At 55.0% G+C, this 18,790-nt stretch carries 25 protein-coding genes; 4 read left to right on the top strand and 21 right to left on the bottom strand.

Annotated elements, in window-relative coordinates; all coding sequences use genetic code 11:
- Positions 1-74 precede the first annotated feature (74 nt).
- Entirely contained in the window at positions 75-803 is a 729-nt protein-coding gene (locus BR83_RS0105105) for a ZIP family metal transporter (RefSeq protein ID WP_242839626.1), read from the top strand.
- On the opposite strand, the gene BR83_RS0105100 is transcribed toward BR83_RS0105105, so the two are convergent.
- From BR83_RS0105100 to BR83_RS0105085, 3 genes are all read right to left on the bottom strand, one after another.
- Positions 792-1,238 carry a DMT family transporter gene (locus tag BR83_RS0105100; RefSeq protein ID WP_027356172.1) on the bottom strand — a complete coding sequence of 149 codons (447 nt, stop codon included), beginning with the start codon at positions 1,236-1,238 and terminating at the stop codon, positions 792-794. The genes BR83_RS0105105 and BR83_RS0105100 overlap by 12 nt on opposite strands.
- Before the next feature lie 118 nt (positions 1,239-1,356).
- Positions 1,357-1,578, bottom strand: coding sequence for a heavy-metal-associated domain-containing protein (locus BR83_RS0105095; protein WP_027356171.1), 222 nt, complete (start codon positions 1,576-1,578; stop codon positions 1,357-1,359).
- A gap of 172 nt (positions 1,579-1,750) precedes the next feature.
- On the bottom strand, positions 1,751-2,314 hold the full coding sequence (locus BR83_RS0105085) for a hypothetical protein (protein WP_027356170.1): 564 nt from the start codon (positions 2,312-2,314) through the stop codon (positions 1,751-1,753).
- Positions 2,315-2,432: 118 nt separating this feature from the next.
- On the opposite strand from BR83_RS0105085, the gene BR83_RS0105080 reads away from it, so the two are divergent.
- Positions 2,433-2,627 (top strand): hypothetical protein, encoded by a 195-nt coding sequence (locus BR83_RS0105080; protein WP_027356169.1) that lies wholly within the window; start codon positions 2,433-2,435, stop codon positions 2,625-2,627.
- Positions 2,628-2,707: 80 nt separating this feature from the next.
- A complete protein-coding gene (locus tag BR83_RS0105075; RefSeq protein ID WP_027356168.1) occupies positions 2,708-3,028 on the top strand; it encodes a hypothetical protein in 321 nt (106 codons plus the stop codon).
- Positions 3,029-3,344: 316 nt separating this feature from the next.
- Here the strand turns inward: BR83_RS0105075 and BR83_RS0105065 are convergent, their stop codons facing one another.
- From BR83_RS0105065 to yabG, 8 genes are all read right to left on the bottom strand, one after another.
- Complete coding sequence (locus BR83_RS0105065; RefSeq protein WP_027356166.1) at positions 3,345-3,692, bottom strand: hypothetical protein; 348 nt, start codon at positions 3,690-3,692, stop codon at positions 3,345-3,347.
- A gap of 13 nt (positions 3,693-3,705) precedes the next feature.
- Positions 3,706-4,005, bottom strand: a complete 300-nt coding sequence (locus BR83_RS0105060) for a YbaB/EbfC family nucleoid-associated protein (RefSeq protein ID WP_027356165.1) — start codon at positions 4,003-4,005, stop codon at positions 3,706-3,708.
- Positions 4,006-4,149: 144 nt separating this feature from the next.
- A complete protein-coding gene (locus tag BR83_RS0105055; RefSeq protein WP_027356164.1) occupies positions 4,150-5,232 on the bottom strand; it encodes a DUF3794 domain-containing protein in 1,083 nt (360 codons plus the stop codon).
- Between the two features lie 34 nt (positions 5,233-5,266).
- The gene (locus BR83_RS0105050) at positions 5,267-6,811 is read right to left on the bottom strand and encodes a DUF3794 and LysM peptidoglycan-binding domain-containing protein (RefSeq protein WP_027356163.1); all 1,545 of its coding nucleotides are present in this window, start codon (positions 6,809-6,811) and stop codon (positions 5,267-5,269) included.
- Between the two features lie 219 nt (positions 6,812-7,030).
- Complete coding sequence (locus BR83_RS17750; RefSeq protein ID WP_027356162.1) at positions 7,031-8,047, bottom strand: CAP domain-containing protein; 1,017 nt, start codon at positions 8,045-8,047, stop codon at positions 7,031-7,033.
- Between the two features lie 190 nt (positions 8,048-8,237).
- On the bottom strand, positions 8,238-8,630 hold the full coding sequence (locus BR83_RS0105040; RefSeq protein ID WP_027356161.1) for a hypothetical protein: 393 nt from the start codon (positions 8,628-8,630) through the stop codon (positions 8,238-8,240).
- A 44-nt stretch (positions 8,631-8,674) separates the two neighbouring features.
- The gene (locus BR83_RS0105035) at positions 8,675-9,679 is read right to left on the bottom strand and encodes a chymotrypsin family serine protease (RefSeq protein ID WP_027356160.1); all 1,005 of its coding nucleotides are present in this window, start codon (positions 9,677-9,679) and stop codon (positions 8,675-8,677) included.
- 105 nt (positions 9,680-9,784) lie between these two features.
- Positions 9,785-10,654, bottom strand: a complete 870-nt coding sequence (gene yabG, locus BR83_RS0105030) for a sporulation peptidase YabG (RefSeq protein ID WP_027356159.1) — start codon at positions 10,652-10,654, stop codon at positions 9,785-9,787.
- Positions 10,655-10,782: 128 nt separating this feature from the next.
- On the opposite strand from yabG, the gene BR83_RS0105025 reads away from it, so the two are divergent.
- Complete coding sequence (locus BR83_RS0105025) at positions 10,783-11,586, top strand: glycosyltransferase family protein (RefSeq protein WP_027356158.1); 804 nt, start codon at positions 10,783-10,785, stop codon at positions 11,584-11,586.
- A gap of 71 nt (positions 11,587-11,657) precedes the next feature.
- Here BR83_RS0105025 and rbr read toward each other — a convergent pair whose 3' ends face one another.
- From rbr to BR83_RS0104970, 10 genes are all read right to left on the bottom strand, one after another.
- Positions 11,658-12,194, bottom strand: a complete 537-nt coding sequence (rbr, locus tag BR83_RS0105020; protein ID WP_027356157.1) for a rubrerythrin — start codon at positions 12,192-12,194, stop codon at positions 11,658-11,660.
- Positions 12,195-12,238: 44 nt separating this feature from the next.
- The gene (locus BR83_RS0105015) at positions 12,239-12,655 is read right to left on the bottom strand and encodes a DUF7130 family rubredoxin-like protein (RefSeq protein WP_423219781.1); all 417 of its coding nucleotides are present in this window, start codon (positions 12,653-12,655) and stop codon (positions 12,239-12,241) included.
- 90 nt (positions 12,656-12,745) lie between these two features.
- A complete protein-coding gene (locus tag BR83_RS0105010) occupies positions 12,746-13,216 on the bottom strand; it encodes a ribonuclease H-like YkuK family protein (protein WP_027356155.1) in 471 nt (156 codons plus the stop codon).
- Between the two features lie 21 nt (positions 13,217-13,237).
- Positions 13,238-14,113, bottom strand: coding sequence for a 16S rRNA (adenine(1518)-N(6)/adenine(1519)-N(6))-dimethyltransferase RsmA (gene rsmA / locus BR83_RS0105005; protein ID WP_027356154.1), 876 nt, complete (start codon positions 14,111-14,113; stop codon positions 13,238-13,240).
- A gap of 153 nt (positions 14,114-14,266) precedes the next feature.
- On the bottom strand, positions 14,267-15,286 hold the full coding sequence (locus BR83_RS0104995) for a ubiquitin-like domain-containing protein (protein WP_051617912.1): 1,020 nt from the start codon (positions 15,284-15,286) through the stop codon (positions 14,267-14,269).
- Positions 15,287-15,890: 604 nt separating this feature from the next.
- Positions 15,891-16,211 carry a DUF6951 family protein gene (locus tag BR83_RS0104990; RefSeq protein ID WP_027356152.1) on the bottom strand — a complete coding sequence of 107 codons (321 nt, stop codon included), beginning with the start codon at positions 16,209-16,211 and terminating at the stop codon, positions 15,891-15,893.
- A gap of 128 nt (positions 16,212-16,339) precedes the next feature.
- Positions 16,340-16,654: a DUF6951 family protein gene (locus BR83_RS0104985; RefSeq protein WP_034634553.1), complete on the bottom strand. Its 315-nt coding sequence runs from the start codon at positions 16,652-16,654 to the stop codon at positions 16,340-16,342.
- Complete coding sequence (locus tag BR83_RS15090) at positions 16,642-17,400, bottom strand: 4Fe-4S double cluster binding domain-containing protein (protein ID WP_051617910.1); 759 nt, start codon at positions 17,398-17,400, stop codon at positions 16,642-16,644. Before BR83_RS15090 ends, BR83_RS0104985 begins: the two co-directional genes overlap by 13 nt.
- 96 nt (positions 17,401-17,496) lie before the next feature.
- Positions 17,497-18,549 carry an MtaA/CmuA family methyltransferase gene (locus tag BR83_RS0104975; protein ID WP_027356150.1) on the bottom strand — a complete coding sequence of 351 codons (1,053 nt, stop codon included), beginning with the start codon at positions 18,547-18,549 and terminating at the stop codon, positions 17,497-17,499.
- Positions 18,550-18,561: 12 nt separating this feature from the next.
- The coding region (locus BR83_RS0104970; protein WP_027356149.1) for a pyridoxamine 5'-phosphate oxidase family protein at positions 18,562-18,790 on the bottom strand (229 nt) is incomplete at its 5' end.

Here is an 18,790-nt window from a genome sequence, read left to right as displayed (position 1 = left end):
TGTTCATACCTCTTGTCCTAATGGCCTGCCAGATCTAATATAATTTAACAGTGGACCAAACATGGATCTGGCAGGTGAATATTTTGTTTTCCATACTTTTTGCGGCTTTCCTGGCCGGTTTGAGTACGTGCCTGGGTGCCGTACTGGTACTTGTCTGGGGCCGCCTGGGGCGGCGGTCCTTTTCTCTTTTTACCGGCCTGGCGGCAGGAGTTATGCTGGCTGTGGTGCTTCTGGATCTGCTCCCCGCATCGCTGCATTATGGCAGTATCATCCAGGTAATTTCCGGATTTGCTGCCGGAACTTTTTTAATGGTTGCCCTGGATTTAATTCTTCAACGCGAGAACCAGTCACCCAAACTGGATTACACCTACCTGAAAATGGGGTATCTCATCGCCGCCGGAATAGCCCTGCATGACCTGCCGGAAGGGCTGGCCATTGCTGCCGGGTTCATAGAACCCGGTCACCTGGGGCCCCTCATTGCGCTGGCCATAGCCCTGCATAATATTCCGGAAGGAATGGCCACAGCAGCTCCCCTGGCAGCCGGAGGGTTCTCCCCCCTGCTGGTGCTCCTTATAAATGGCCTGGTGAGCCTGGTTACCCCCCTGGGCTGCTGGATTGGTCTTCTTCTCACCCGGACCTCCACGGCCCTCCTGTCTTCCCTCCTGGCTCTGGCCGCGGGAGCCATGGCCTATATTGTTACAACAAAATTGCTGCCCGAATGCCTGCGCCTGCACCCGCCTACGGCCCGCCTCGGTCTTGCCGGGGGATTTACCCTGGTACTTTTTTTAAACCTATTTCTTTAACAGCAGCCATGCTCCCCCGGCCATAAGCAGGGTTCCCACCAGCCGGTGCCAGGTAAAGGGAAGCCTTTCCAGCCCGAACAGCCCCAGGTGATCTATTAAGCTGGCCGTAAGCACCTGCCCGATAATGATGGCGGTGGTGGCCGGGGCCACCCCCACCCTGGGGATGCTGCGCGTGACCAGGTAAATTATAGCCACTCCCAGGATACCGCCCAGGTAGTAATACCAGGGCGCCCGGGCGTAAGCGGACAACTGGCCGTCTCCCAGGCGAAAGCCGAATAAAAGCACCGCCACCAGGACCAGGCCCACCAGGTGAACTACAAAAGTGGTTTCCAGCAGGCCAAGCACTTTGCTCAGGGCCGCATTTAAGGAACCCTGGACGGCCATGGTCACCCCGGAAAGGGCGGCTGCAGCCAGGGCCAGTAACCTGACGCTCAATATGGATCACCCCGCCATACATCTTTTTCCAGCCGGGCCGGTGAAGCTAAATCCCTGGCCCGGCGCACGGTCCAGCACTGCCGGGTGCCACCAGCATCCAGTCCCGTGCAGGCCGGAGTTAACGTACATAAGGTGAATAACCAGGGGAATCCAGGGTCCGTTCCAGGTATTCCCGGCGGATGACCGCGGGATCATAGCGTACATCCACGGTGCCGTTTTCCAGGGAGACCTGTACCTCTTCCACCCCGTCCAGCTGGATCAGGTTATGTTCTATTTCCTTGCTGCCCTGGCTGTCCCACAACCCCCCAACCCGAAAAGTTGCCCGCACGGAATTACCCATCAATTTCAACCTCCTTTATCTGAGGTACTGCTGCATAACCGCTGTAACGGCAGTTTCCCACCCGGTCTCTGGTTAGGTGAAAATATCTTGAATTGCCCACGGTGTTAATTTTCTTCCCCGGGGCAAAAAATATGTGCGGCCGGTTTCCCATTTAACCGGCCGCACCCATTATTCAGGCCCGTTTTTCTTTATCCAGCTGCGCACCCCACTTTACTATTTTCTGTTTTGCCTCGCCACCTCCGGCAGGGGAGGAGGCGGGAGGAGATACAGTCATTTTTGGTTCCATGGTAGCCGGGGCTGCCGGGGGCCTTCCGGAAGCAGGAGGCCCCTGCCCGCCCAGCACGCTTCCCAGGAGACTGAGCAGCAGTCCTGGATCCGGCTTCTGGCCCGGCTGCTGGTTTAAAAAAGCCGTTAACATGGCCGGGTTAAACGGCAGGGAAGGGGCTTTTTGCTCCGGCCCGGAAGGCTGGCCCGGCTGCTGGCCGGCCGGCCCTTCCGGCCTGCCTGCCATCATCTGCAGCAGGGTATTGAGCATGGGATTGAGTTCCGCCGCCGCATACTGAGAAACAGCCGGATTACCTGCCTGTTTATTCATCAAGCTAACGATACCCAGCAGGTTCAAAAGGGCAAGCATCAGCATGGCATCGTCATGGGACGTTCCCTGTTTGGCCTGATAATCCAGCAGGGAGAAGAGTACCTCCTCCAGATGGCTTCCTTTTATCTTTTCTTCGCCCATTGATCAGACCCCCTTGGGTACAGGTATATTCACCTGCCGCGGAAAAGTTGCTGTCACCGGAAAAGCTTTTGCGACGTAGTATAACTTAAAAAAAGCATCGCGAAAGGAGGAATGCCAGGTGGCAGATCAGGTGCTCCAGCCCAATAATCCCTTCACCCTGTTTTTAATTCTCATCCTCTTGATACTTTCCACCAGGCCCAATGCGGAACAGAAACTGGCCCAGCTGGTTTCATTGCTTACGGCCACCCAGCAGTCGGTACAGATCTTCCGGAGCGGGATTGAAACTTTCCACGCCCATCTGGTGAACCAGTAGTTTTATTTACCATTTAATGGTATTAGAGTATCCAGACCAGGGTACGGAGCATAAATTGTATAGTGAAGGGAGGTTGCGCAATGCCGGATTTACAGGGCGGAAGAATGACCCCGCTTTCCATTCCCTTACTGCTTATTTTATTTACCAGGCCGGATATGGAGGAGCGTCTGAGCCAGCTGGCCTCTTTTCTTGAAGCTACCCGGAATGCCCTGGAAACCATGCGCTCAGGAATGGAAACCCTGCAGGCAAGCCTGAAACAACTGGCCCAGGAGGCAGGCATAAACCAGAACACCACAATTTTACCAGCCGGCATTCCGGAAGAGCCGGAACCGGCATCCCCGGAAGAAGTACCGTCTACCGATGGCAAATCACCGGAGATGCAAGATCCCGGCAACATTTAGGGGGGTTCCCTCAGGAACCCCTCAGCTTGTTGACAAATTCTTTATGTGCCCTGGTTTTACATTAGGAGCGACCTGGAGTGAGCGCTGCCGGGCCAGGCCACGGCGACGGGATGAGGCGGGGCCGCGGACCGGATGTCCGCGGAGGCCACCTGAACACAGGAGGTGTGAATGTGGCCGGTACCCGCCGAAGACCGGAGCCGGGGCCTTTTGGCCCGGCCAGCGAAACGACCGGGAGCGGCGACTTAAACCAGGGCGCATCCCGGGAGTACTTTACCAATACTCCGGGGGTTTCATCTGAGAACCCCCGTTTTGCTTTTTAATCCCTGGCCGGCTTTTCCTCCTCCTTTACGGCGGTATTACCTTCTGCAGGAGATGCCGACGGAGCACGGGGAGGGCCTGCCGGGCCCAGCAGGCTGCCGAATAAGCCGGCCAGCTGGGGCGGGATCTCCCGGTTCGCCGGCCGGGGAGAACTGCCCTCACCTTTCCCGCCGGCCCGGACCGCGGCATCTTTACCGGAGATCCCCAAACGATACCCCATGAGGTTGATCAGCCCCATCAGGTTGACCAGGCTCAGCAGGATCAAGGGATCCGTGGATGGCCCTTTTTGCTCCAGCAGGCGAAACAAAGTTGTCTCCAGGCTTTGATGCTGACCCTTTTCCTCCATCTCCTCCCCCCCTCTAAAAGAGTCCCGGCAGGTGGGGAATGTTGAGTCCCGTCTTTTTGGCCACTTCATTCCTCAACTGCCGGCGGGCTTCGAGCAGGGCTTCGTTAAAGATGTCCCGGACCAGCGCTCCCAGCTCACCCTGCCTCATTAACGCCGGGGCAGCGGGCCCAAAATTTACCTCCAGCACCTGCTGCAGCCCGTTCACAGTCAGGCGCAACACCCCTGGAGGTCCTTCCTTTGTAATGACAATCCGCCGGGCCTCTTCCTGCAGCTCCTCCAGTTGCTGGGCCAGCTTGGGTGAGTTAAAAAACACTATATTCCCCTCCTGTGGGTTAAAAGTTCCCCTGTTCCAGCCCGGTGCGGGCAGCGGTTCATGACCGGGGCCAACAAAAAGAAAAGCTGTGGTGAACAGCTTCACGTACAAATTTCAAACAGGGTTAATTTCCGGCATATGCCGTTATGACGTTGGGAATCCTCCCACACATTCAAAGCTCACATCATCGATTTTTACCGTATTGGTATTTCCGGTGGCCGGGTTAAAGGTAAAGCGCACCAGGGCCGTGCGAGCTCCGGCCGGCGAAGCGGGTACATTGACAGTGAATTGCTGGTAATTATTATCGGGAATATTTACACTGCCAATGCTCTGCACGGCACCGTCTATCTGTACACCGTTACGGTCAAAGAAGCGTACCTCCGCCACCAGGTTAAAGGCGCTCACCGGTGAAACGGGAGCGGCATTTTCCCGGACCCAGAAGGTCAGTTTATAGGCCCTGGCCGGAGCGATATTCCGGCGTACAGTCTGGAAAATAACCGCCGTGCTTCCCGGATCCGCAACTCCCAGTTCGGCGGCAAAGCTGCCGGTATGGACCACATTGGTGGGAGCAACGTTGGCCGTGGCCCCCCAGAAGACGGGGACATTGCCTGCCCACTGCTCAAAGCCGGGATCTTCCAGCAGGTTACCGGGAGGACAGAGCTCGGGAGACGGGCAGAGCTGGACGTAAATCTGCCGCTCTTCCACCACCTTGACCCGCACGATAATTACGCCGACCTGGTGCAGGCGGCTGGCCCGGACCAGTTCCCAGGTAATATCAAACTTGGGCTTGGGAAACTGGACCATGACATCATCTTCCCGGAGCACAGCCTGGGGTTCCCTGAGCTCAACCATCTTGGTAAAGGGAACATTTTCGGCAAAGTGCTTGACCTCATCGCGGTTGTTGACATAAAAGATTTGCTTGTGCAGGACGCCGCTGATAATAATCTTCTTGACTACGGCCACGTGCCCGGCAATATGCTTGAAATGATTTTTCCACTCATTGCTAATTTTGGGATACCAGCTGCCGATGTGTTCATGGATGAATACGGGCTCGGCCTCCAGATCCTCCACTTTGGCATCAATATGGTCTACTTTCTTGGCCAGTTCGGGCAGGGTAATGGTGCTGTCCACCAGCACCTGCGCCTCTTCCTCGGCCAGCACCACCGGCACTTTAATTTTGAGGCACGTTATCTCTTCCGGCTCGGTATAAACATACTCGATGGGCATCAGGCTCTACCTCCTTAATACAACAGGTATAAAATTAACCTTTGGCAGGAGCGCAAGGAACTTTAATCACGTCACCGGGCTGAAGGTTATACGGATCTTTGTCCGGATTGGCTGCTTTAATGGCCTCCACAGTCGTCCCAAACTGCTGGGCGATCTTCCAGTAGGTATCCCCGGGCTGCACGATATAGTCTATGGTTTCTCCCGGCGGGCAGATCACAGGAGGTGCTGGAGCCAGGGAAATAACCACATCCCTCTGCAGCGACTCGGTCACCTTAACCGTTAGCTTGAGCACCACTTCCAGGGTAACGTTTGGACCTTCCGCTTCGGCGGTAATAAACTCCACTACCGGGCGAACATCCACATCCAGGCCTTCCCGGGCACCCTCGATTTCCACAAAGGTGCGGAAATAGAGCCGCCGCTCCAGGGCATGCACGGCCTGGTCCGGTTTTTTGGCCACATAAACCACGTGTACATCCACAAAGCCGCGGACGATTACCTTGTCACTGATAATCTTTGTTTCGGTAACCTCCACTTGCTGCACGGTAACGTCGAGGACCTTCTCCACGTCGGGCTTGGGGTCCGGCGTCTCAAAGGTATCCCGGAGCACTACCTGGGTGCTGTCCTCGCCCACCACATGATCAATCTTAAGCCTGGCCATGGTGGCCTCAACGCCGCTGATCCCTGTAATAACGTTAATCTGCTTTGGTTCGGTAACATAGGCCGTCAGCATCAGAACCACGTCAGCCCGCAGGCGTTCGCCGTCCAGGATATCCACATCGGCATTTTCCACCTTAACATCTACCCGGACATCCATGTCCTGTTCGGCCCCATCTACCTCCACAAAATCGCTGAAGCGGAAAGACCTGTGGAGCTGGTGAACGGGCTGGTCGGGCTCTGCGGCAACGTATAACACCTGGATGGTTACCCTGCCGTCAATGATGACCTTGTTTTTAATAAGCTTTTTATCGGTAACTTCAGCGGTGGCGTCCACCTCCAGGATTTTTTCCACCGGCGGTTTATCGCCCGGCACGCGAAAGTCCTCGCTGACAATAACCTGCCTGGTTCCGCTGCCCACCACGTTGGCCACCTTAATGGTTTCCATCTCGCAGGTGGCCCCGGAAGGACATTCGGTTACAACATCCACATCCTGCATTTCAGTAACTTTGACAAAAACACTCAGGATGGCGGTTACATCAAACCGGCGGGGGTCATTCGGGTCAGGTTCAATGCTGACATCTTCCACCGTTACCCTGGCCGTAGCATCCATACCCGGCATAGCCCCGGGAAGATCTACATAGGTGGTAAAGGGAAGCTGCTGGTGCATGTGGTGCACTGACTGGGAGGGCTCAAAGGCCACATAAACAATCTGCAGGGTCAGGGTCCCTTCCACGATGGCCTTATCCGGAACCAGCTCAACTTTCTTAATCCTGGCCGATTTGTCCGTGGACAGGATTTTTTGCACGTCTGGTTTGGGGTCGGGTACGGTGATCTTGCCGCGAACCACGACCTGGTGCGTGTCTTCGCTAACCACCTGGTTGACCCGCAACCGTTCCGTGGCCGGTGCGGCGTTTCCAACCATGGGATATATCCTCCTTTCAAGAGTGGTCTATAATATATATATGAGCCGTGTCAATTAATGTGCGGATTTTTGGTAATCTCCCAGAAAAAGAAAAAATCTCCCGGATTAATTGGGAGATTCAGGTTGCTGGCAAACTCTTTAACGTGCCCTGGTTTTACTCGTCGCTCCCGGTCGTTTCGCTGGCCGGGCCAGGCCCTGGCGACGGGATTAAATAAACATTTAACCGATAAACATCTGAACAAAAATTTTACCGTAAAGGGGACTGGAAACCACCCCGATGCCGATTTCTTTATAACTGGCATTCAAGATATTGGCCCGGTGCCCCGGCGAATTCATCAGATTATTATGGGCCATTTCCACCGTGGGTACTCCCGCCAGGTTCTCACCGGCATAGCGGTAGGTAATGCCGAACTGGCTCATCATTTCAAAGGGGCTGCCGTAGGTAGGCGAATTATGGCTGAAGTAACCCTTTTCCACCATATCCCGGGCTTTAAGCCGGGCCACCTTCACCAGCTCCATATTTACTTTCAACGGCGCCAGCCCGTAGCGCGCCCGTTCCTGGTTAACAAGCTGGATCATTTGCTGCTCGTCCACCGTAAGGCCACTTACTGACCCGGCCGGTGGTTCCGGCTGGGGAGCGGGCTGGGGTGCCGGCGGATTGGGCACAGGTTGAGGCGCAGGCTGAGGCGCAGGCTGCCCGCTGAGGGACTTGCCCTCTCCACCCACCAGAAGCTGTACAATGTACAACCAGCTGCCACTTCTGGCCACGCCCACGCCCATGCGATCGTACCTGGTACCCAGCACATCCTTTTGATAGGCCGGGGACTTCAGCAAGGCCTGGCAGGCACTGTCCACGGAGGTGGCCCGAACCAGGGTCTGGGCCGCGTAGGTGTAGCTGATACCCTGATCTTTTAACAGCTGGGACAGGGAGCCCTGGTAGCTGCTCAATCCCCTGTCCACCATCTGGCCAGCCCTCTGCCGGGCCAGCTCAACCAGCCGGGGATCAATTTTCAAAGGAGGTAAGCCCTTACTGCTCCTCAGCTGATTGATCAGGGACATCATGCGGTGTTCTTCTGCTGTGGGGTTTACCACATAAGCGGGAACTTTTTGCCCACTGCCGCTGTCTAAATAACAGGAATAAGATGATGCAGCAGCCAGGGCAGGGAAGGTAAACAGCCCGCCCAATAGCACTACACTTACAACCACAGCAACCAGGGATTTGAGTTTTTTGTTCATAATCACACTCCTTTTTCTTTTTTTGCCCGTTTTCGCGGGCTTTTTCTCTAACTTATCAAAAATCACCACTAAAAGGCAAAAGCGCTATTTCGACGTAATATGCCATAACATTAGCAATAGATCCAGGTAACATCCTGTGCTGGCTGATTATACTATCTAAGTATATAATGGATAAATTTGTTATTTCCTTTTAGCCGGGTGTAAAAATAATTGCTCCCAGCCCCTCGGTAACGGCCAGGCATTCCATCCCCTCTTCCCCCTTAAAAAACACGGTGAGGATAAACAATCCCCGGCGGAAGGCCTTGCGGAAGCGCCAGAACAGCAATTCATCCACGTTACACAGCACCTTCATAACCGTCCCTCCCCCCTGCAGGAAAATGGAATAGCGGCCGTCACCCTGCCGTGCAGTCACCATCTGAAACGACCGGGAGCGGCCGGACAGATCATCAATTATTTTCATATAATGGCGGGCCAGGCTTAACGCCTCCCGCCGGCTATCTATTAACGGCCCGATGGCCGGAATTTTTCCGCCCAGCATCACCAGGGCAACTTCCGTACCTTTGGGCAGGAAATCCTCAATCACTGCCACCTCACCTCTACCGCACCCATTGCCCGGCACCACGATGTTTAAAACTCCACCTCCAGCCGGGAGAGCACCTGGTCAATACGGTTGAAGATCGTGTACCTGTCAGAACCGGCAAATAAAAGGCCTACAGCCCGTTTCTCGAGATCCAAAACCAGGGAACCGCTGTCCCCGGGCCGGGAGCTCATATCGGTAACTACCTGGTCGACAAACCAGCCCTTTTCATCATTACCCAGCTCCACTTCCAGGGACACCCCGATAGCGGTAACGGTTCCCCGGGAAACTCCAGTGGTACGTCCGCTTTTCATTACCCCCTGGCCCGGGGCCACCCCGGCCACACCTTCCACCTTCCCGATTTCCAGGATTTCATCGCTGATTAAATCAGGACGGTCCGGACGGGCTACGGCAGCATCGATAACGTTATCCCCCTGGTAAAGCCGGTATATTTTCAAGCGGTACTGGGGTCTGACCATCCTGACCAGCAGGTTACCCGCCCTGACCACAGCCCCGGCTACCGGGCAATCGGCCTCCTGAAAGCTCCGCAGCAGCGGAGAAAAACGCAGTAGCGTGCCGATACGGTCCTTCTCCAGACCACCGTCATAGGGGCCGGGCTGCAGGATGGGGTCCCCGACGGCCGCCCGCCCATCCTTCCCATCCGTACCATTTGCCAGGATATGATTGTTGCTCAAAATCAGCGGCTCTCCGGTAACCCGGTCTTTCACCACGGCACCAAAGGTACCGGCGCTGATCTTGTAGTGCCCGATGCTCATCCCCGGCTGAGCCGGGCGCTCCTTCCCTGTGCGCAGGGAAAGCAACCTGACTTCACCAATTTCTATAACATCGGTGGGCAGCCCGTCAATGAAGGTCGGCACCTGCTGTACGCGGGCCAGGCTGCCAGCTGGAACTTTTTTCTTCACAAAGATAATGAGGGCGGGGCGTCCGGTAAGTTCACCGGATACCTGTTTATGACCGACCCCAACGCCGATAACGTTGGGCAGTTGCAGGAGCTGTGCCCGGGATTTTTTGAGGACGCGAAAAAACCTATCCATAAAAATACCCCTCCTCAAGGTCCTTGTGCATCATATGCATAAAGACTGGAAGGGGTGACGGGAGACACCGGACACCGGCAACGGAACGGATGCAGTTTTAAAACCTTAATAGGGGGACTTGGGCAGCCCCAGGCGGTATTTCCCCCTGGTTTCTATCCCACCAATTCCCGGAAAACCGGTAATGGTACCGGCAATGATTTCCTTCAGGGAAATGTAATCGTAAATGGAAGTATAGGCAATCTTCTCCACCACAAAAACGGGGTCAAAGGTGTGAATGAGGACCCTGTGGGGGGAGCTGGCAAAATTGGCGCCCGCCTCCAGGATGGCTTCATAGTGGGACTGGCAGGCCCCGGCAAAGATAACCAGATCATCCCGGCTTTTTTCATATAAACGGGCCTTCTTAACCGCTTCCACAAAAAACCGGGAATGGTGGTAATTATTTAAATCGGCAAAGTTGCTCGTATTCTTTTCAATACCATCGTGACCGGTGAGCACAAGGATATCGGGACGATGTTTCTGCAGCAATTCGGTAATCACCCCGGGCTGCTTCTCTTCATCGATATGGTAACCAAAAGCCGGTATACCCAGCTGGCGATAGGTGGTGAGGCACAGATCCAGGTAGTCACCATCGCCATCTATATGCAGTACCGAACCCGGAACGTCAAAAGTACCCAGCCGGGAAACTTCGTCGTTACCCCGAACCAGGCGCTGCCGGTCCAGTTCCCGGCGTTTGAAAATGCGCTTCATGTGCTCGTGATTTCTGGTCATGAAAGAATGCCAGAAGGCAGCTACCTCGGCGGGTTCAAACTTGCGCAGATCCTCCACCGGTGCGGTCGCGCATAACCGTTTATCCAGTCCTTTCAGGCGGGCATTTTTTCTGCCATCTTTACTTACCGTCAATTCCACCACTTTAAAGAAAATATCACACCCGTATGAAATCCGCCCCACTATATCCCCGACCTTGATTCCCTCCACGGCGGCCTTCCCCCTTATCCTTTTTCCTATTTTATGTAGATGTACCATTTAGAGGTGATCTGACTGGTAACGCTCACCAGCAGGATGACATAAATTTAAAACCAGCTAGAAAATTAAGGGGGATCGCTATGCTGGTAGCTGTGGTTCCGGCAAAAAATGAAGCCCCGCGCCTGGAAAAGGTATTGAGGAACTTGCTGGCCGTACCCGTGGATATGGTGTTAACCGTGCTCAATGGATGCCGTGATTGTTCGGAACAAATTGTCCGGAGCTTCCCTTCCCGAAGGGTAAAAGCGCTGGTTTTTCCCGAACCTCTGGGCATCGACGTACCCCGGGCGGTGGGAGCGCTCCAGGTCAGAAAGCTGGGTGCCCGGGCCGTATTATTTGTGGACGGGGATATGGACGGGGACATCGTTGATGTACTGCGGGATCTGGCCGGGGCGGTTACCGCCGGGGGAATGGACCTGGCCCTGACCAACTGCTATCCCGTCGATGAACTGGCCCGGCTTTCCGACCTGGCCAGCTACCTGCTGGCCATACGCCTGGCTTTAAACCGGGAACTGGGCCTGGCCCAAACCATAGGGCCGGCCTCCCCATCCCACGGACCCCATGCTGTTTCCCGCAGGTTTCTCTGCAGCATACCCGTAAGGGAGATAGCCGTACCCCCGGTGGCCCTGGCCCTGGCAGCCCGCCAGGGTTTGAAGATTGGTGTGGGAGCCACCATTGCCCACCGGCACCTGGGTTCCCCGTTCCGCAGCCCCGTGCACGCCAGGTGCATTGCCGAAACCATCATTGGTGACAGCCTGGAGGCCATCAATATGGCCCGCGGCTTGCCCCGGAAACGCAGCCTCAACGGTGTCACCTACCTGGGCTACCACCCGGAGCGGAGGTTTGATCTGCTGGAAGCTTTCAGCTTGCGGGAAGGCCTGACATAATTAAGGGCGCGCTCAAAAAAAAGCCTTCCGGGTGATCACTGCCCCGGAAGGCCCTCTTTTAGAATATCTACTTAGTAATTTTCACACGCCACCTCGAAAAAGGCCTGGGGATGGTTACATACCGGGCATACCTTCGGCGCCTCATCGCCCTCATGGATGTGCCCGCAGTTGCGGCACCGCCAGCGCACCGGCCCTTCCTTCTTAAACACCTTTCCTTCTTTCAAATTCTGCAAAAGGGCCCGGAAACGCTTTTCATGCTCCTCTTCCACCCGGGCCACCCCTTCAAAAAAGGCCGCAATTTCGTCAAAGCCCTCCTCCCTGGCCACGGCGGCAAATTCCCTGTACATGCTGGTCCATTCATAATTCTCCCCTTGAGCGGCAGCCTCCAGGTTGGCCTCCGTATCGCCAATGCCGCCCAGGAACTTCAGGATGCGCTTGGCGTGCTCCTTTTCATTGTCAGCCGTTTCCAGAAAAATGGCCGCGATCTGTTCGTAACCGGCCTTTTTGGCCACGGACGCAAAATAGGTATACTTGTTGCGGGCCTGGGATTCCCCCGCAAAGGCAGCCCATAAATTCTTTTCCGTACGGGTACCGGCAAGTGATTTCATACAATCATCCTCCTGTTTTTTCTATTTTTGGAGCCAGGTATAAATTAACCCCATTTACCTTTGGAAATGTGCGTCTGAATTTCAGCCCTGGCCATCCGGGCCAGAATACGGGCCTGGTTTTTGGCCGCCCGGAACACGGTGAGACAGCCGGGATCCAGGTTATCCTTAATACCTTCATCGGCCAGGAGCTCCACCTTCTGCATAAGGGCTATCAGTCTGGCGTGGAGATCATTGGAGAAACGGGAACGCTCGATAAGCCCGGCTTCTTCTTCCGTCAACTGGATAAACTTTTCCCGCGGGGCACCGCATTTGGGACATTTTTCCGGCGGCTGGTCCCCGTCGTGGATGTAACCGCAAACACCGCAACGCCATTTCATGCTTCTTTCACCTCCAGAGATTACGGAAAAAACCTGCCTGTTCTTTCCTGATAATATTATAATAGTAGTTACTGCTATTATCAAGAGTTAATTTTACTCTTAACATAATTTTTTTCAGGACGCGGTAAAACCCTTGATGTGCCCTGTTTTACCGCAGGAGCAACCTGCAGGAATTTATTTAGTATGCTTGTCAGCCACGCTGAAGGCCCCGTAAGCTTCAGGCTTGATTTTGGCCTGGAAACCGCTGCCCGTTACCATCCCCACCACTTCACGGATCAGCTCCCTGGTCTCACCGTGGGTGCCCACATCGATATGAATTTCCACCTGCAGATCATCCAGGCCGCATTCGGCCAGGTGCCTGGCCACCAGGCCGCCCAGTTCCAGGCTTAAAGCCGTTTCGTAGAAAATTTTCTGACGCAGACTTTTAATTTTGCGCTGAATCTTTTTACGGTAGTAATAACGGGCTCCCTTGCCCAAGCGATGCACGATGACAGCCGTGATGAAACAGGTTTCCTGTTTCACCTGGGAGTCGGAGCCAATAATAATCTTGTAGGCCGAACTGGGCAGGCCGGTGATAAAACCCATGATATCGGCCATCATTTGTTCAAAAGTCAGCCTTCCTTTAGTGGGACTGGTAAAATACATCTTAACCTCCCTGACTTTCCTTCAGCATTCCCCCGGGAACTGGCGGCAGACCCGGACCAGGGCGGCAAACTCTTCCAGGCCCAGGATTTCACCCCGGCAGCGGGGATCGATACCGGCCCGTTTTAAAACCTCTTCCCACGTTGACCGGGTCCAGCCGGGAAAAATCTTCGCCCCGGCCAGGGCGTTGGCCAGCGTTTTACGCCTCTGACCAAAAGCCCCGCGCACCAGGGTAAAAAAAAGCTCCTCATCATCAACCTTTACTTCCGGTTCCTGCCGTTTAACCAGCCTTACCACCGCCGAATCCACATCGGGCTGCGGAAAAAAAACCGTCCGGGGCACACGAAATAAAACCTCCGGGCGGCAGTAATACTGCACTGCTACAGAAAAGGCCCCGTAATCCTTGCTTCCCGGGCGGGCAACAAGCCGGCCAGCGACCTCCAGCTGAACCATGAGCACCATTCCGGTAACACCCGACTGGCGCAAGAGGTGCATGATCAGGGGCGAGGTTATGTAATAGGGCAGGTTGGCCACCACTTTATAGTCTTTTGCTCCGGTAATTTCCTCCACCAGCCCGTCAAAGTTAACTTTCAGCGCATCTTTAAACACCAGGGTAATATTTTGCAGGCCTGCCAGAACCTCTTCCAGCACGGGTAAAAGCCTTCTGTCCAGCTCCACGGCCACCACATGATTACAGGCGGCAGCCAGGGCCGCCGTAAGAATACCGGCGCCGGGGCCTATTTCCACCGCAGTATCTCCCGGCAGTAACCGGCTGGCCGCTACAATTTTGCGGACTATATTCCCATCCATCAAAAAATTTTGACCGAGCGATTTACGCAAGCGTAAGGAGTGTTTTTCCAGGATGCCCTTTATCTTACCGGGAGAAAGCTGCTCGGACACGCACCAACCCTCACTCACCAGTTATTAACATACATATTATACCCCATTTAATTTCCCCAATAAAACAGGGAAAGGGGAATTTTCCCTCTTTCCCTGCAAAATTTTTCTTTGCCCCAGGAGCTCCATAATTCAGGAAATTAGCCGGCCAGCACATTACCTCAGAACATAAACCATTACCCGGCGGACACCCCAGCGCCTGGCTTCGGCAGCGCTTTCCATGAATAGATCGATCCGGTTTCCTTTAATGCTGGAGCCCACATCCAGAGCAGTGGCGTAACCATAACCCTCCACATAAAGGCGGGTACCCAGGGGAATAACCCGGGGGTCCACAGCTACCACGCCGTAACGGGGATATACCCCGGAGGCAGTGTTGTTTCCGGTATGTGTATAAGCCGTGGCCACCATTTCAATCGCCCGGCTATAAGTGATATCCCGGCCGCCCCGGGAAACCTGCTGCAGTGTACCCACCCGGACAACCCGGTCCACGGGCCGGATAACCAGGTGGCTGGCTTCCAGAACCCTTTTAACCTCCCGCCCATCATGATAGATCAGCACCCAGCGTTGCTCTTCCTTACCCTGCCGGCCGGCCTGGATTATTTTCACCTGCCCGGACGGCAGGCCGGGGTCAGCTTCCCGGCGAACCCTGTACGGAACGGGAACCATTATCTCTTTGGTTACCTGCTCTACTCTCGTTACACGAATGGACATGGAAGAATGGACTTTTTCTTCCAGGCCGGGCATTACAATATCATCCTTATCAGTTGTAATTCCTGCTTCCTTAAGTGCTTCTCCAACAGTGTCCGCTGTGGTAAGCAATTCTACGGTTTTTCCACCGGCTGTTATCGAAACCGGTACTGCCCGCTTAATTACCACTTTCGTACCTTCAGTTAACGGTTCAGCCAGACCCGGTTCCACCCGGTCCCGGGGGCCAAGGTGGATCCCCTGCATCTTTAAAAGATCTTCCACCCGGTCAGCCCGGGTTTCCAGGGCAATTTCCTTCCCGTCCACCACCAGGGTAACATCTTTTTTCGCCCAGGCATATCCGGCAAAGACCAGGCTCCCTACTACCACCGCAAGCAAAAGGCACAGGGACAGCAAAATGAAACGGAAATTACGGGGATGGGTGCCTCCGCAAAAGGACTTATGCGGGCGACCCAGGGTAGACCATTCCACATTACCCCTCCTTTTACATTTGCTGTTACCTGACCGGCTAAACGCTGGGTATAATTCTCGGACCCGGAATCATTTTCCTGCTGTGGAGAAGAAAAAGTTATGTTGGTAAACAGGACCAGGTTGTTGGCATATTATATACTTCTACAAGGTTGCCGGTTATACCTTTTTCTTGATAGTTTATGAACGATGATTTTAAAAAAGAACTGCTCCAGCACAAATGGTAAGAACAGCATGTATAACGCCCCGCAAACGGCATAAAAAAGTCCTGCCCGGATGGGCAGGACCCAGGTTTTAGATAAAATGCTCCCGGGGTGTGTGCCCTGGTTTTACTCGTCGCTCCCGGTCGTTTCGCTGGCCGGGCCTTAAGGCCTCAACTCCGGTCTTCGGCGGGTACCGGCCACATTCACACATCCCGTGTTCAGGTGGCCTCCGCGGACATCCTGTCCGCGGCCCCGCCTCATCCCGTCGCCCCGGCCTGGCCCGGCGGCGCTCACTCCAGGTCGCTCCTACTGTAAAACCAGGGCACATCCCAGAAACAATTTAAGTCCTGCCCGGATGGGCAGGACCCGTTTTAGCCGGGGAGCCCGGCACCTTATCTTGTTTTTTAACCGTAGGCGTCAATTTTTATAACCACATCCCGGGGAACGGCACCCCCCAGTTCCACCTGAATGGTCTTGAGGATGGCACATGGTACCGGGCAGTCGGGATGCTTGAGCCTTTTGCTGGCCGTCTGATAGATAATCGAATCAATCATCTTACCAAAAACATTGCGGCTGCAATCCACCTCGGCCAGGTCCTCATTCATGCTGCGCAGATCCTGGCAGGCGCTGATAATCTGCACCCGCACCTTCATCTTGCCTATCTTTGTAACTTTTATCACACTGGTAAACCCACAGGCGCCAGCCATAACTTTGGCTTTGGCCATGTTGCCTACCCCTTTTCCCGAAAAGAGCGGAATTTGCTAATTTATTATAAAATAATTACCCTGGTGTGGCAACGGGTGAGAACTGTAAGAAGTTTATAGGCGATTTGACCGGCGCCCGGACAAATATTTCAACCGGTTACCCTGATGAACCCGTCCCGGGGAAGGGCCAGCCCGGCGGCCACTTCGACGACCTTCATAATCCCGGCCGGTACCAGGCAGGCCGGGTGAGGGATAAAAGGAGAACTGAGACGGTACACCTCGCCCTCATGCAGCTTGCCGAACAATTCCTTATATGCATCGACCCGTTTCAATTGCCCCTGCACCTTCTGCCAGTTGGGACATTCACTCTCCACCTTCAGCTGCACCATACGCTTTTGTTCCAGCGACGCCCGGATAATGGTTGTGAAACCGCATACACCGCCAAATATTTCTACCCTGGCCACCGGACATCCCCCTTCCTTTTAATCGTACCTGCCTGATCGTACATGCCCCGGGGGCAGGCCAGGATGCAGAGACCGCAGATATCTTCCCCCACCAGCAGCCGGTTCCTTTCCAGCTGGCGGCGGCAGGCCTCCACATCGATATGGGGCACCAGCCCTTCATCCCGCACCCACTCCCGGTCGGCAATGGCTCCGGCCGGGCAGGCCTCCACACAACGGCGGCACCTGCCGCAGCGCCCGGAGACATAAGGTGTGGTACAAACCTCCAGGGGAGCATTGGTCAGCACCGTGGCCCAGCTCAAACGGGGACCCCACGTTTCGTTTACCAGAAGACCGTTCTTGCCGATCCAGCCCAGGCCGGCGCAGGTGGCCGCCGTTTTGTGCGGAAAGAGAGGATAGAGGCGGGCCACAAACCTGGTGTCGTGCCGGTGAGAATCGGGAGGGATGGCCAGGCACCTATATCCCCGGCTTTTCAGCAGGGACACCAGGCGCTTCTGCATTTGTTCCAGCTTTGAATCGACCTGCTGGTAGCGGTTGGAATAAACGGGGCCCCGGGGGGTATGGATCAGGTTTCGCCCGGGAGAAGGGTGGCGAATGGCCAGGGAAATGGCCACCGGCAGGTGCCGCAATTCCCCGGCCAGGCCCTGGCTGACATCCCCAAAGCCCACCAGGGTGGCCCCCCATTCCAGTAAAAATTTTTTTATTTCCCGGGAATTCAAGGCATATTTAAGGGCTCCTTCCATGGCCATCCCGCTATCCCCCTTCCAAATTTCGCCGCACCAATGCCTGTTTACAAAAAGCGGGGGAACCCTCAGGTTTCCCCCGCCGGGATAGGAGGTGCGCTTTTACCTGTTTTTGCGGGCCCATTTTTCCGCCCCGTATTTCCTGACGGTTTCCACCATGGCGCGCAGGTTTTCCAGGGGGGCCGTGGGCCAGATATCGCAGGAGGGCCAGACGGCGTCCACTCCTCCTTCCATGCTGGCCAGGACAGCCTTTTCCACGTCCTCCGGGGTCCCATTGCAGAGCACATTGTAGCCGTCCACATGGCCGAAGAGCAGGGGTTCCGTCCCTATGGTTTCCCGGCTCTTAACCAGGTCGTTTTTCGTCTCCACGCTGATGGCGTCGGCACCGCACTCGTTCATGAGGCCGATAATCAGGTTGGTATCCCCGCAGATGTGCAGGATTTTTGGCGACGGGATGTTTTTAAAGATCTTCTCCAGATGCGGTTTAATGACCTGGCGGAAGCTCCGCGGGCTGAGCACGTCGGTGGGAGCGCCCATTTCCCGGATGGTGATGTAGTCCGCCCCGGCCTCCCGGTATCTGGCGGCCATGGTGATGATCAGGTCGGCCAGCCTGTCCAGTAAAATGTTCACTTCATTGGGTTTTTTAAAGACCAGCTTGAACAGGTCGTTCAAGTCCATCAACTGGCCGGCCAGGGTAAAGGGACCTAAAAACCAGGAACCGATGGCCACTTCGTCGCCGATGTCTTTTTTGAGCAGGGAAATGGCCTCCATCACCAGGGGGAAACGACCCCGCTCGGCTATATTGTCCGGAATAGTTACCTTGGTCATTTCGTCGGGGGAGTGAATCAGCTTCTCCTTGATGGTCGGATACAAAAGGTGCGCCACGTCCTCATAGGCGTTCATGACGCAGCCCATGGCCTCCGCTTCCACGCACATATCATAGGGAACGACGGCACATTCATAACCAAACAGCTTATAGGAAGTAGCCGCCGAATTGGCCATTTTTACCGGATCCGTGTGCACTTCGGCAAACTTGTAGCCCAGCTGTTCCAGGCCCGCCGTGGTCACGTTGCCCATACCACTGTAGCAGGCCATGCGGTCCACTTCTTTTCCTTCAAAAAGACCCAGAACCCTATCCCGCGGTTTCATGGACATGAGGTAACCTCCTTAACAAATTTTTTCACCCGGGTTGCGCACTGACAAATCGTAAATTTCTTCCACGATAATTTTGACCGCTGCCTTCGGCTTGGGCAGGCCCATTTGAGCAAACTTTTCGGTGAAACGGTCATAAAGTGGCCCTTCGGAGAGCAGCTCAGCCCGGCCCATGAACCGGTAGCCTTTCAGCGCCTGGCGGTCGGTAACCACCACCGCCACCTTAGGGTTTTCCAGCAGGTTG

The sequence above is a fragment of the Desulfofundulus thermocisternus DSM 10259 genome (assembly GCF_000686645.1).
GTDB classification, from domain to species: Bacteria; Bacillota; Desulfotomaculia; order Desulfotomaculales; family Desulfovirgulaceae; genus Desulfofundulus; species Desulfofundulus australicus.
This window is presented reverse-complemented; position numbering and strand designations above follow the sequence as displayed.